Here is a 13,787-nt window from a genome sequence, read left to right as displayed (position 1 = left end):
GGCGGTGACCGGGTGGAGGGCTGCCTGTTCGGGCAGGGCGAGCGCACCGGCAACGTCGACCTGGTGACGCTGGGCATGAACCTCTTCTCCCAGGGTGTGGACCCGCAGATCGACTTCTCGGACATCGACGAGATCCGGCGTACCGCGGAGTACTGCAACCAGATGGAGATCCACCCGCGCCACCCCTACGCGGGCGACCTGGTCTACACCGCCTTCTCCGGCTCCCACCAGGACGCCATCAAGAAGGGCTTCGACGCGATGGAGACCCGCGCCGCGAGCCAGGGCAAGACCATCGACGACATCGAGTGGGCCGTGCCGTACCTGCCCATCGACCCCAAGGACGTCGGCCGCTCCTACGAGGCCGTCATCCGCGTCAACTCCCAGTCCGGCAAGGGCGGCATCGCCTACGTCCTGCAGAACGACCACAAGCTCGACCTGCCGCGCCGTATGCAGATCGAGTTCTCGCGGATCATCCAGGCGAAGACCGACGCCGAAGGCGGCGAAGTCTCCGCGAAGGCGATCTGGTCGTCCTTCCAGGACGAGTACCTGCCGGCTCCGGCCGGCCGGGAGGAGGCCCGCTGGGGCCGTGTCCGGCTGAAGTCCGGGCAGACCACGACCGACGGCCAGGGCCAGGACACGCTGACGGTCGACGCGGTCGTGGACGGGGTGGAGACCGTCCTGAGGGGCAGCGGCAACGGCCCGGTCTCCGCGTGCTTCGAGGCGCTGGCCGCGACCGGCTTCGACGCGCGCCTGCTGGACTACCAGGAGCACACGATGAGCGAAGGCGCGCGGGCGCAGGCGGCGTCGTACATCGAGTGCGCCATCGACGGCCGGGTGCTCTGGGGCGTCGGCATCGACGTGAATGCGACGCGTGCCTCGTGGAAGGCGGCGGTCTCGGCGGTCAACCGGGCCGCACGTGGTTGAGGCGTCGGCTCGCTGCGCCTGCCCGCCCACTCGGCGTGCGAGTCAGCTCAAGACCGCCGAGCGGGCTCCCGCCCGCGGCCTGTTGGCACCATGAGTCAAGGGCGGACTGGTCCATCGCGCCCCAGTCCGGCGCTTCCTGCACCAGCGCACGGCCGAGACGGCGACCCAGGCCGACCATGGCGCGACCGGCGGCAGCGCGGTCGGCGTCGTACGACCTGAGGGCGTCGGCCAAGGAGCGCGGGTGGGCGGTGAGCACGGACTCGAGGGTGCCGGCGTCCTGCAGGGCCTTGACCGTCCCGGCACCGGTGTGGGGGCGGGCGACCGTGGCCGCGTCGCCCATCAGGAGGAGGCGGTCGGTGGTGTAGTACGGCGCCGTGAAGTCGTACAGCGGCTGGATGAAGAGTTCTTCGGGTGCCGTCAGGCCCACCAACTCACCCCAGTAGGGCGGCAGATGGGCCTCGGCCAGCAGAGCCAAGTGCGTGTGCAGGGCCTCGGTGACGGTGCCGGGCGGGAGGCTCGTGGGGTCGGTCAGTGCCAGGTCGAGACACGGGGGAGGGGCCGTGAAGAGGACCCAGTTCACCCGGTGGCCGCCCGAGCCGTCCGGGATGCGGAAGACGGTGAGCTGGCCGCCGGGGAAGACGGCGAAGACACAGTCCTCGTCCGCCCACGCGGCCGGATCGCCAAGCCGGTCCGCGGGGAACGCGCCCCGCCAGGCGAGGTACCCGGCGTACTCCGGTCGCAGGTCGGGGCAGACGGCCCTGCGGACTACCGAGCGGTAGCCGTCCGCGCCGATGACCAGATCGAAGCGCTCGGTCCGGCTGTCCGTCGTGGAGCCCGTGGTCAGTTCCATGCCCCCGGCGGTGGGTGCGAGGCCGGTGACCACCGCCCCGACGCGGAACTCCGCCGAGTCGGGTACGCGGCGGCGCAGTTCGTCCCAGAGCGACCCCCAGCCGTACGTACGGAAGGGGAAGGGGGTGTCCGCGATCTCCCGGCCGAGGGGTGAGGTCCGGCCGCGTGCTGAGGTGCTGTCCCGCACGTACCAGCGCCGCCGGGTCAGCTGGACCCAGGGCGTGTCCGCGGTGAGGTATCCGACCGAACGCAACTCCGCATGACGGGCGTTGTGCATGACCAGGCCGACTCCGCGGTCCTTCGGCGGTCCTTCGGCGCGCTCGTGCACGACGATCTCCCCGGCGCCTCCGCGATGGGCGGCGAGCGCCGCGGCGCAGCCCGCGATGCTGCCGCCCACGACGGCGACCCTGCTTCCGTGAACTCCGGGAACTCCACGCATCCGGGCCGGCATCCTCGCTGATCGTTGGAGTGGTGAAGGTTCCGGGGGCGATGGCGGCGACGCTACGGGACGGCCGCCACCGCCCCCAAGGTCTCCCACGCGGTGACACAGGCGCCGGGCCGGGCCGGATCGTCGACCGAGTGGTGGAAGACCATCGGCGTGCCCTCACCCTCCCGGCCGTCCGCGCCGGTCAGGGCGCGGGTGGTGATGCGGCACGTCTCGAAGGCGTACATCGCACGGCGGAAGACGGCGGTGAAGCTGCGCACGGGGCGGCCGACAGCGACCTTCGCGACCTGCGGGGGCGTGGTGTCCCGGAGGAACAACCGCTCCCTGGACTGGGTCAGGAGCTCCACGAGCTCGCTGTACAGCCACTGATCGGCGACCTCGCAGTGGCTGCGGCACAGCGGAGTCAGCCAACTCGCGGGCCCCATGAGCTCCTTGCCGTCCGGCGGCCTGGCGGCGCGCACCTGCGCCCTGCGGTCGGGCCGGTAGATCTCCTCCGGCCTGAAGAGGGCGAAGAGGTTCATGGGCAGCGTGCCGGGAACTCCCGTGAGCGACTGACCGTCCAGGACGGTCAGCACGCGCAGGTCGGTCCGGACCGAGGCGACCGGCCGCTCGGAACCGGTGTCCGCCTGGAGGCGCGCGCGGACGTCGACGCTCAGACGCAGGTACGTCCCCGAGTCGGCGGCCTCGACCCGGGCGGTGACCGTCAGCCAGTCGGCATCGGCGAAGCGCAGGTCCGGCACGTGGGAGTCGAGGTGGACCGAGCCGATCACGCATCCGGTGAGGTGGTCGTGCAGCATCCGGGAGTGGGGGACCAGGTACGCGGCGAACCACTGGGAGAGGGCGCTCATCGAGAGGCCCAGCAGGAAGCGGGGCCGGAGCTGTTCAGGGCCGAACTGGGTCGGGTTCGTGGGTACTTCGAAGGTGATCTCGCGGGGCGCGGGAGTGGGGGTGGGTACGGGCATGGGCGCCGCCATCCGCATGGTCAGCCTCCCGCGATGGCGGTGAGGAACTCGACGTCGTCGTTCTCGTGCAGGGGAGTGGCCAGCCCGGCGGAGCGGGACAGCTCGCCATTGATGAAGATCCTGTGGGTGGCCCTCATCCGGCCCTCGCCGTCCCGCAGTACGGGGCGCAGCCGGGGGAAGCGGTCCTCGACCTCGGTGATCGCGTCACCCAGGACCGGGGCATGGCTGACGATGGTCCGTTCGTAGTCGACGAAGCGGAGCAGCAGGCCGGAGAAGCGAAGTGTCGTCATGCGGGGGCACTGTCCTTTCGCGTTGCTGTGACGGGTCGTGGCACTGTGGCTTGTCGTGCTGCCGTGACGTGGCCGGGGCCGTCACCGGCGGGCAGGCAGGTCGCGGCGAGACTTCCCAGGCTGACCTCGAGGAGGTTCTGGGTGCCCGCGGCGGCGACCAGGCCGGTGAAGTCGCGCAGACAGATCCCGAAGTAGGGGTCGCCGTAGTAGAAGTGGCCGCCGAGGACCTGGACCGACTCCTCCACCACCGCACGGACGCAGTCCGTGACGCAGTGTTTGGCCGCCGAGACCAGCGGATCGAAGAACGGGTCGTCCTCGTGGTCGGCGGCTCGGCGTGCGGCCCGGTACAGCACCGCCCTGGCGGTCTCGACCGCGATGTACATGCGGCCGAGGGAGGCCTGGACGTTGGGGAGGTCGCTCAGCGGCAGGCCGTGCCGGACGGTTGAAGCGAGCCGGGCCACGCCGAGTTCGACCAGGGCGCGTGCCTGACCGAGGGAGGCACAGCCGACCGTCAGCCTGCGGGCGTTGAGCAGGCGCTGGGCGTGGCTGATGCCGTCGCCGTCCGTCACGATCCGGTCCTCGCTCAGGGGCACGTCCCGAAGATCGAGCGACGCTGGCCCCGAGGTGCGGTTGCCGACGGGATCCAGGGTGGTGACGGTGACGCCGGGGTCGTCGCGGTGGACCAGGCAGGCGGTGATGTCCCCGGCGCCGTCGTTCGCGTAGACGAGGAAGACTCCGGCGAGGAGGCCGCCGGTCGTGAACGCCTTGTGCCCGGTGAGGAGGTAACCGTTGCCCGACCGACGCAGGGTGGTGCGCATGGAGAAGGCGTCCGCGTCCTCGGTGTAGGCGAGGGCGATGCCCAGCTCGCCGCGGGCGACGGGGACGACGTAGCGGTCGGTCAGGTCCGGCCGGCCGGAGTCGAGGAGCGCCTCGGCGATGACGGCGCGGGTGCCCAGGATCAGGGGAAACCCGTTCTCGCGGCAGAGGTAGCCGACGCGCTCCATGGTGAGCGCCGAGGTCAGCGGGTCCGCGGCCGCTCCGCCGACCGCGTGGGGGAGGGTGTGGGCCTGCAGGCCCAGGGCGGCGGCCTCGGCGAAGTAGTGCTCCGGCACGGGCCGGGCCGCTGCGTCACGGGCGTCCGCACCGCTGCTCATGTCGGCGAGGAGAGCACCCCAGCGGTCGTCGACCTCCTCGGCGACCTTCTGTTCGGCGGGGGTGGCCGACCACAGGCCCTCAGGCACGGCCCGCTCCGTTCGTGGTGTCCGCGACGTCCGCGCGGCCCCGCGCCGTGGTGTGCGACTTCGTTGCCGGAAGTTCTCCGAGCACGTTCCCTACCGCCTTCCGCCGTACGAAAGTGGCTTGCCCCAGGCAAATTCCCGCTCGGCGCCCCGGGGAACGACCGGCGCGGCGCGGAAGCATGAACGTGTTGAACGGCTGGGGGCGGACGGCCCGCAGGGACGGGAGCTCTCGTGGCCGCCGGGCGCTCACCCGTACGGCTCCCTCTTGGCAGCGCGCCCCCCGCCGCCCCGAAAGGCCGACGTGACACGGGAGGGCGGTCATTGACGGTGGAGCGGGTCTACGCCGCGGCCCGCCACTCGCGGCGGCACCGGCCGAGCACGTCGCCGCGGTCGGCCACGGTCCAGCCACGCTGCTCGGCGGCCTGTCGCAGTACGTCGTCGGGCTCGAAGGCGACCGCACGGCCCACCCGCTCCAGTACGTCGATGTCGGCGGACGAATCTCCCATGGCGAAGGAGTTCTCCCAGTCCACGGAGGCCTTCCGGGTGGCCCGCTCCAGGATCTGGGACTTGGCGCCGCGCAGGGCGGGGGCACGTTCGACGCGTCCCGTCAGATACCCGTCGTCCTGTGCCACGGTCATCCCCCAGTACCGCCTGATGCCCAACTGCCGTGCGGCCGGCCGCAGTACGCTGTCGGGGCTGCCCGACAGCAGGCACACGGTCATCCGCTGGTCCCGCAGCCAGTCGATCAGGGGCCTCGCATGGTCGAAGAGGCGTGGGCACGATTGCCGCCAGACCCGCCGTGCCACCGCGTCCACCGTCACGGCGCGCAGACCGGCCACCGCCCGCCCGTATGCTTCGTAGAAGTCGTGCGCGCACTGGTCGTGGTTGATCACGCCTGCCTGGTACCGGTGGATCGCGCCGAGCGCGACCTCGGCCGAGGCCGTGTCGCCCGCCGTCATCGTGGCCAGCGCCTTGGCCATGTCGGCTGCGAGAAAGCCGTCGAAGAGGGTGCCGTCCATATCCAGAACTGCCAGTTTGACGGTCAAGGTTCGGCTCCTGAATCGTGATGTCGATGGTTAGGAGATCGGCTTCCCGAGCGTCTGCACGGCATGGGCCGGTGAGCAGGCCTGGGTGTTGAACGTGTTGCAACCGCGCTCGGCATCGCGCCCGGCGCGCGCCCATGCACCCCGGGCGCCCCCGTATATCCGGATGAGTCAGGGGAATATGCCTTGCTGAAATACTGAAGGCGGCTTCCGGGACGGGATTGTTGCTCCGTGGCGGCGGGTCCGAAGGAGAAAATTGGCGATCAAACGCGTTCCCAATGACCGCCTGCGCGCCTTGCTGGCCGAGGCGGAATGGACTTCCGCGAGCTTTGCGCGGGCGGTCAACCGAGCGGGCCGGGAAATCGGTCTCGAGCTGTCTTACGACCGGACGTCGATCGCCCACTGGCTGGCGGGGGCGCGACCGCGCCGCCCGGTGCCCGGGCTGGTCGCCGAAGTGCTGTCGCGCAAGCTCGGCCGGACGATCACGGCGGTGGTGGCGGGCTTTCCCCGGGACAGCGGGGCTCGGGCCGGGTCCGCTCCTTCCCGCCCCCGTCCCGGCGCCGTCGCGCACCTCGCCGAACTCACCAGTACCGACGCTGACCTCGTGCACTGCAAGTCCCTGCAGGAGCGGCCGTACCTGGTGGCGCAGCGCGACGTGACCCGATGGCGCGAAGCGTCGCGCGCGGCGGACACCGGCACCGGCACGACCGGGCCGCGGGCGGGGCAGGCGGAAGTCGCCACGCTCGAGGCGGCGGTGCGTGTGTTCGCGGCAGGACTCGACCGCCACGGAGGCGGTCACGCCAGGTCCGCCCTGTCGTCCTTCCTCGCCGATGACGTGGTGCCGTGGCTGAAGAGGCCGGCCAACCCCCAGGTGCACCGGCAGCTGTTGACGGAGGCCGCCCGGCTGGCCTTCGTCCGGGCTCGTCTTTACTGCGACAGCGGGTTCCACGGCGCGGCACAGCTCTTCTACTCCGCGGCGCTCCGGCTCGCCAACGAGGCCGGCGACCGCGGCACGTGGGCGGTGATCCTGCGGGCGATGAGCAGCCAGGCGCTGGCTCTGGGCCACCCGCGTACCGCTCTGTCCTACGCCGAGAACGCCTACGCCGCGCTGCCGTCGAAGACCGCGCCGGCGACCCGGTCGTTCGTGGGGGCCCAGCTGGCCGTCGCGCGCGCCTGTGCGGGCCGGCGCCGTGACGCGCTGGCCGCGCTGGACGACGCCTGCGGGGCGTGGGAGGAGCACGGGTCGTCCGCCGGGCCCTTCGGCGCTTACCCGCGGGCCGCACTGGAGTACCAGCGCGCGCAGACGTTGCGTGGGCTCGGCGACGTCCGGGGCGCGATCGACGCACTGGCCCTCTCCTCGCAGCACCGCAGGGCCGAGGACCGTCGCGGTCATGCGCTCACCCACGCGGCGCGGGCGGAACTGCTGTTGCGGCACGGCCACATCGAGGAGGCGTGCACCAGCTGGCAGGCTTTCCTGGAGACCGTGGTCGGACTGCAGTCCGTCAGCGCGGACCGTGCCGGGGCCGCGCTGAGGCGGGAGTTCCTCTCGTACCGTTCGAACGGCACGGTAGGGGCGCTCCTGGCCCAGCAGGGAGGGCGCTGAGCCGGCCCCGCGCCGCCCCGGCCGCTCCGTACGAGGCCCGTACGAGGCCCGTGCGAGGCCCGCGCGAGACGCGTACGAGGCCCGTACGGGGGAGGAGCGGGCGCCGGAGCCGCCGTGGAGCGGTCGCTCGCCTCGGCCTACTGCTGTGCCGTGACCGCCGTCCTGCTCGTACTGTCGGCGGAGTCCTTCGCGGACCGGCCCGGCTTCTTGCGGGGAGCCGACTTGGCGGCCTGCTCCAGGAGCTGTGCGATCTCGCCGTGGCCCTCGCGTTCGGCGTCCCGTTGCGGTGTGCCGCCCCACCGGTCGGCGGGGGCGGGAGCCACCTCATGGGCCAGGAGGAACCGGACCGCTTCCGTCCGCCCTTCGGACGCTGCCAGGTGCATCGCGGTACGGCCGTCGTAGTCGGCGGCTCCGAGGTCGGTGCCGGACGCGGCGAGCCGCCGGACCTCGTCCACGTCGCCCTGGCTCGCGGCCCAGCACAGCGCGACGACGCTCTCCACGGAGCTCTGATTGCGGCGCTTGCGGAGGTCCTTGCGGTCGGTCTGGGCCTCCACCGCGGCGTGCGGATGCACCTGGTACGTCTCCACGAGCTTGCGGCAGAACTCGATGCCGCGCACCGAGTTGCCGAGCTCGTCGAGCCGGGGCGACCAGACGCAGACCCCCATGAGCTGCGGAACGACGACCATCAGCGCACCGGACACACCGCTCTTGGCCGGCAGGCCGATGGTGAAGGCGAACTCCCCGGAGAAGTCGTACATGCCGCAGGACGTCATCAGGGAGAGGCAGTGCTGGACCGTCTCCTCGCTGAACACCCGGTCGCCGGTGAGCGGGCAGACCCCGCCGTTGGCGAGGGTGCCCGCGACGATGCCCAGCATCTGGGCGTCGAGCTCGATCGAGCAGGTCTGGAAGTAGAACTCCAGGGTCTCCTTGAGGTCGGTGCTGTCGGGGAACGCCTTGCTCTCGCGCATCGAGTAGCCGAGGGCGAAGTTGCGGTCGGCGGTCTGCCGTTCGGACAAGTAGACCGCGTTGTTGAAGCCGGGCCGACGGCCTCCGGCGAGGCGCTGCCAGGTCTGCGCCACCTGGTCGAAGCGGTCGGCCAGCGAGGTGCCGGGGCCGATCAGCGAGCAGCTCATGATGGCGCCCGCGTTGATCATGGGGTTGTGCGGGCGTCCGGTCCGGTTGAGGGTCAGCTCGTTGAAGCTCTGGCCGCTCGGCTCGCGCCCGACGTGTTGGTGCGTGGGTTCCACCCCGTGCTCTTCGAGCGCCATGCAGTAGCTGATGGTCTTGGACACCGACTGCACGCAGAACGGGACGTCCGTGTCGCCGATGGAATGGCGCTGGCCGTCCACCGTGCACACCGAGATGCCGAACTGCTCGGGGTCCACACGGGCCAGCTGCGGGATGTACCCGGCGACTTCCCCGGACCGCACCTCCAGGAGCTCCTTGTGCATGCGGTCGATGTCGGTGGCGAGCCCGTGGAAGTCCGGCACCGCCAAGGTCCCGCTCATGGCGCGCTGGATGAGGCTGCTGTGCTCCTGGATCAGGGTGACGAACTCCTCGAAGCTCATCTCCTTCTCGCTCTCACCGTCCGCGGTGGCCGCCAGGATGCCCTGGAGGCGGGGGTCGTCCTCGAGGATCCCCATCACCTTGAGATGGGTGAGCAATTCGTTCCGTGAGAGCGTGCCGTTCTTGTCGTCGTCGAACGCGTCGAAGAGGACCCGATACGCGGGCGCGTAGGCATCTCCTTCGGTGACCTTCTCCGTTCCGTTCGCCGCGGTCTTCTTGTGGGTGCTGGGCCGCATGGCCGTCTTCCTTTCCTCGTGCGCGTCGAGTGGATTCCTTCTGTTCTGCTGACCGCATTACGCCGCTTCATTCATATCCTGACCGCCATGTGGGTGACGCGCGCAGGGTATTCCCACCCGGTGGGGGCGCGCGACGGCGCTTACCGGTGTGCTGCGCACTCGCTCCCCGTGGAGACGCGAACTCCCCTTATTGAGAAGGTGGATGGGGTGCCGGAGAGGTCGGTGATTCAACACGCTCAACAGTTCACCGGCACGGGAGGGCGGTTGGAAACGCGGCGACGGGAACCGTTGAAGGGCGGCGCATGCGATGACGCCCCGATATCGGTGACGATTAGGAGTGCGCCGAATTTCGGATGCGCCGAATTCGAGATGCGCTCCGTAAATCCACCTGCCACTCACACCGTTCCGGAAGAAGGATCCGACATGCCCCGCTCCCTCTCGGACGCGCCCCTGCGCACCGACGTATCGACGACAGATCCGGAATCCCTGTCCGACATCAACGTGATCGACCTCGCGGGAGGTGTCTTCGCCAAGGCTTCGAGCGGCGCGCGCGGCGGCACCCACGAGCAGGTCCTGCTCTGCCAGGACCGGGCGACGGACCTGAAGGCCATCGTGTCCATCCACTCCACGGGCCTCGGCCCGGCCCTCGGCGGAACGCGTTTCCAGTCCTACGGGGGCGCCGCCGACGCCGTGCTGGACTCCTTGAACCTCTCACGCGCCATGTCCTACAAGAACGCGCTCGCCGGACTGCCCTACGGGGGCGGCAAGGCGGTCATCATCGGCGATCCGTCGCGTCGCAAGTCCAAGGGACTTCTGCGCGCCTACGGCCGCTTCGTCGAGTCCCTGCGAGGCAGTTACGTCACCTCGTGCGACGTGGGCACGAGTGCGGCGGACATGGACGTCATCGGTGAGGAGACCCAGCATGTTGTCGGGCGCTCCGTGCGGCACGGGGGAGTGGGTGACACCTCCGTGGTCACGGCCTACGGAGTGCTGCAGGCCATGCGGGCCTGCGCCGCGGTCCGCTGGGGCGAGCCCGAGCTGCGTGGCCGCCGGGTGGGCGTGTGCGGTGTGGGCAAGGTGGGGCAGCACCTGGTCGAACTGCTCCTCCAGGAAGGGGCATCCGTCCTGGCGGCCGACATCCGGCCCAGCGCCCTGGCCCGCACGCGCGCCGAGCACCCCCAGGTGCACACGGTCATGCCGCAGGCACTTCTCGACGCCGAACTGGATGTCTTCGCCCCCTGCGCGCTGGGCGGGGCTCTCGACCAGATCACCGTGAACAAGCTCCGGGCCGCCGTCGTCTGCGGAGCCGCCAACAACCAGCTCGGGTTCCCGGGCGCCGAAGAGCGGCTGCGCCAGCGGGACATCCTCTACGCGCCGGACTACGTGGTGAACGCGGGCGGAGTCATCCACGCGGCCCAAGAAGCGCAAGGAGCTCCCGTCGACCAGGCCGACGCCCATGCGCGGGAGCAGGCCAAGCGGATCTACGACACCACGCTGTCGATCCTCACCGCCGCCCAGTCCACCGGGTCCGTCCCCAGCGCCGTCGCCGACGAGCTGGCCGAAGAGCGCATGGCGGCCGCGTCCCATGCCTGAAACCCGCTGCTGACCCGTCCCCCGCGTACCCCATTCGAGGCAGGAATCCATGATCACAGTCAGGCAGAGCACCCAGGACCTTCTCCGCCAGCACGACATGCGTGTCATCTTCGGCAACCCCGGAAGCACCGAGCTGCCCTTCTTGGCGGATCTTCCCGACGATTTCAGCTACGTCCTGGCCCTGAACGAGGCGACCGCCACCGCGATGGCCGACGGATACGCCCAGGCGACGGGGAAGCCCACGCTGGTGAACCTGCACACGTCCATCGGCGTCGGCAACGCCATGGGGTCACTGGTCAACGCCGCCGGTGCCCGCAGCCCCGTCGTGGCACTGGCGGGACAGCAGATCCGGGCCGCCATGCCCACGCCGGCCCTCCTGGTCAACCGCCACCCGCTGGCCCTGGCCCAGGGCGCGGCCAAACACACGGCAGAGCCCGCCCGTGCCGAGGACACCCCGGCCGTGCTCGGCCAGGCCATCCTGCGCGCCGGTCAGGCGCCGGCCGGACCCGTGTGCGTCTCGGTCCCCATGGACGACTGGGAGCAGTGCGTCGGCGTCCTGGCCGGAGGCACCGTCAACAGGCCGCTCACGGGTGACTCCGTGCCGGCCCCGGAAGCGCTCGACACGCTGGCCGCCGAACTCGCCGAGGCTCGCGCCCCTGCCCTGATCGCCGGTCCGCAGATGGACACCGAGGCGGGATACGCCGCGACCGTCGCACTGGCCGAACTCCTGAACGCCCCGGTGTGGCTCCCCGCGTTCTCGCCGCGGGCGGGATTTCCCAGCACGCACATCGCCGCCCGCGGACCGCTGCCGTCGTCGCCGGAGGAGGTCGCGGAAGCCCTCGAGGGGCATGACGTGGTGCTGGCCCTGGGCGCTCCCGTCTTCACGTACTACCAGTGGACAGGAGGGCCCGCCGCCGCACCCGGGACACGGATCGTGCACGTCACCTCGGACCCCGAGGAAGCCGCCGGGGCCGTGACCGGCACCTCGTGGCTCGGCTCCCCGGTCGCCGCCGCCGAAGGTCTCGTCCACGCGCTGGGGCGAAGCGGCGTGCGTCGACGGGACGCGACCGTGCCGCACCCGGTGCAGAGCCCTTCGGAAGGGGAGTCGGCCCCGGCCGAAGAAGGCACCCTGCGGGACGTCGAGATCTTCAGCGTGCTCGCCAAAGTGCTTCCCGACAACGGGATCGTGGTCAACGAGGCGGCCCAACAGCTGCCCGCCTACTGGCAGTCCGCGGCGGTCTCGCGGCCCGGCAGCTTCTACTTCACGGGCGCGGGCGGCCTCGGCTTCGGCCTCGCCGGCGGCGTCGGCATCCAACTCGCCTGCCCCGACCGGCCGGTGGTCGCCGTGATCGGCGACGGTTCCATCCAGTACACGCTGCAGGCATTCTGGACCGCCGCGCAGTACCGGATTCCCCTGACGGTCCTCGTACTGGACAACAGCGAGTACGGAATCCTCAAGAACTGGGGCCGCACCCTGGAAGCCGACTCCCTGCCGGGCCTGGATCTTCCCGGCGTCGACATCATGGGCCTGGCCACCGCCTACGGCGTCACCGCTCACCGGGCGCAGTCCACCGACCGTCTGAAGACGCTCCTCGGCGAAGCGATCGCCGCGCCGGAGCCGACCCTCATCCACGTGCCTCTCGCCACTCAAGGGTGACGTGCCACGCAGGGTGAACGGCAGGATTTCAACATGTTCAACAGGCCAGGAGGCCGGTCGGGGTCGTCCCGGCCGCAGGAACGATCGATACAAACGAAGACAGAGCCAACCTGACGGATGCTCCCGGACCGTCACTTCGCCCGGTGACACAAGCGCGCCGCGGTCGACAGGGCGGACGGAGAGACCGCAAGAGGGAGAGAGGACTGACGCGTATGGACATCGCACTCGCCGGAGGGTCCAGCTTCCTCGGGCCCCGGCTCGCCGCGGAGTTCCTCGCAAGGGCACACCGGCTCACGCTGCTCGCCACCTGCGACCCGGCAGTTTCACGCAGGCGCCTGCTCGACCGGCTGGCGCTCCTCGGCTACCCGAGGGAATCGGTCCTGGAGATGAGCCGGTACCTGGCCGCGGTGTACGTGGACCCGCAGGCGCCCCACCTCGGGATCGGCCGCGGCACGTACCGCCGTCTCGCGGAGCGCTTCGACGCGCTGTGGCACTGCCCGGCCAGCCCGGAGCGGCCCCGGGGATGTGACTTCGCCGGCGGAGTGCCCGCGTTGGGGGCGCACGCGCTGCTTCCGCTGGCAGCCTGGGGAGAACGCCCGACGGTGTTTCACCAGGTGAGTACCGTGCTCGCGCACGGAGCGCAGCCGCCGGGGACGGTCACGGAAGCGGGAGCCGCACTGGAGCCGGGCGCCTGCCGCAACCCGCACGAGCGGGCGCATGCCGACGCCGACCGGTATGTGCACAGCTACGCGGCCGACACGAGCACCCGGGCGGTCGTGCACCGGACGGGCCTCCTGGTCACCGACATGGCCGACCACCCCGAGCTCCCGCGCCACGGACTCGCCCAGCTCGCCGCCGTCGCCGGACGGCTGTTCGCCACCACACAGGGCCGGGAACGCCTCGCCCTCACTCTGGCGTTGCCCGGCGATCCCGAGGCGCGGTTGAATCTCCTGCCCGTGGCGGCGGCCGCGCGCACCATGGCCGAAGTGACCGAGCGGGCGCATGACCCGGGGCCCCGGCTGCTGCACGTGGTGCACCCCCGGGACACGCCGATCACTCGCGTCGTCGACGCGTTCGAGGAACTTTTTCCCCTGCGGCTCTCGTTCCGGCCGGCCGGGAGCGCGCACCTCCCCATGGACGTGCGCGGCCTTCCGCAAGGTCTGGACGCGGTCCTGCCGTACTTGCGGCAACGGCTGTCCTTCGACACCGGTGGCCTCGACTCGCTCGGACTGAGCGTGCGGGCCCCTCGGATCACCACCGACTACCTGGTGCGTGGCATGAAGGGGGCCGCCACGACGGCCGTGGCGCCCGACGGCGGGCCGCACGTGGGAGTGCTCCCCGTCTCCGTGTGACGCGGGCGAGGCCTCACCCGTCCGAGGCA

General features: G+C 71.1%; 11 protein-coding genes. 5 read left to right on the top strand and 6 right to left on the bottom strand.

From position 1 onward, the window contains the following. A partial coding sequence (locus ACZ592_RS25680) for an alpha-isopropylmalate synthase regulatory domain-containing protein (RefSeq protein WP_471583967.1) occupies positions 1–924 on the top strand: 924 nt, incomplete at its 5' end. On the opposite strand, the gene ACZ592_RS25675 is transcribed toward ACZ592_RS25680, so the two are convergent. The 5 genes from ACZ592_RS25675 to ACZ592_RS25655 form a co-directional block, all read right to left on the bottom strand. Beyond that, positions 902–2,170, bottom strand: coding sequence for an FAD-dependent monooxygenase (locus ACZ592_RS25675; protein WP_471583966.1), 1,269 nt, complete (start codon positions 2,168–2,170; stop codon positions 902–904). The two genes, ACZ592_RS25680 and ACZ592_RS25675, sit on opposite strands and share 23 nt — an antisense overlap. A 104-nt stretch (positions 2,171–2,274) precedes the next feature. Beyond that, positions 2,275–3,180 (bottom strand): hypothetical protein, encoded by a 906-nt coding sequence (locus ACZ592_RS25670; protein ID WP_471583965.1) that lies wholly within the window; start codon positions 3,178–3,180, stop codon positions 2,275–2,277. Between the two features lie 20 nt (positions 3,181–3,200). Beyond that, positions 3,201–3,470 carry a MoaD/ThiS family protein gene (locus tag ACZ592_RS25665; protein ID WP_471583964.1) on the bottom strand — a complete coding sequence of 90 codons (270 nt, stop codon included), beginning with the start codon at positions 3,468–3,470 and terminating at the stop codon, positions 3,201–3,203. Next, positions 3,467–4,711, bottom strand: a complete 1,245-nt coding sequence (locus ACZ592_RS25660; protein ID WP_471583963.1) for an acyl-CoA dehydrogenase family protein — start codon at positions 4,709–4,711, stop codon at positions 3,467–3,469. Before ACZ592_RS25660 ends, ACZ592_RS25665 begins: the two co-directional genes overlap by 4 nt. Before the next feature lie 335 nt (positions 4,712–5,046). Next, a complete protein-coding gene (locus tag ACZ592_RS25655) occupies positions 5,047–5,754 on the bottom strand; it encodes an HAD family hydrolase (protein WP_471583962.1) in 708 nt (235 codons plus the stop codon). Between the two features lie 253 nt (positions 5,755–6,007). Here ACZ592_RS25655 and ACZ592_RS25650 point away from each other — a divergent pair, with 253 nt between their 5' ends. Next, complete coding sequence (locus ACZ592_RS25650) at positions 6,008–7,354, top strand: hypothetical protein (protein ID WP_471583961.1); 1,347 nt, start codon at positions 6,008–6,010, stop codon at positions 7,352–7,354. A gap of 137 nt (positions 7,355–7,491) precedes the next feature. On the opposite strand, the gene glsA is transcribed toward ACZ592_RS25650, so the two are convergent. Further along, on the bottom strand, positions 7,492–9,156 hold the full coding sequence (gene glsA, locus ACZ592_RS25645; protein ID WP_471583960.1) for a glutaminase A: 1,665 nt from the start codon (positions 9,154–9,156) through the stop codon (positions 7,492–7,494). A 501-nt stretch (positions 9,157–9,657) separates the two neighbouring features. On the opposite strand from glsA, the gene ACZ592_RS25640 reads away from it, so the two are divergent. From ACZ592_RS25640 to ACZ592_RS25630, 3 genes are all read left to right on the top strand, one after another. Next, positions 9,658–10,749, top strand: coding sequence for a Glu/Leu/Phe/Val family dehydrogenase (locus tag ACZ592_RS25640; protein ID WP_471583993.1), 1,092 nt, complete (start codon positions 9,658–9,660; stop codon positions 10,747–10,749). Between the two features lie 49 nt (positions 10,750–10,798). Next, positions 10,799–12,406, top strand: a complete 1,608-nt coding sequence (gene mdlC, locus ACZ592_RS25635) for a benzoylformate decarboxylase (RefSeq protein ID WP_471583959.1) — start codon at positions 10,799–10,801, stop codon at positions 12,404–12,406. 212 nt (positions 12,407–12,618) lie between these two features. Next, positions 12,619–13,758 carry an SDR family oxidoreductase gene (locus tag ACZ592_RS25630; protein ID WP_471583958.1) on the top strand — a complete coding sequence of 380 codons (1,140 nt, stop codon included), beginning with the start codon at positions 12,619–12,621 and terminating at the stop codon, positions 13,756–13,758. Positions 13,759–13,787: the final 29 nt, after the last annotated feature.

Source organism: Streptomyces sp. NPDC040622, from assembly GCF_055593965.1.
The sequence above is the reverse complement of the archived record's forward strand: the minus strand, read 5'-3'. Positions and strand labels throughout refer to the sequence as shown.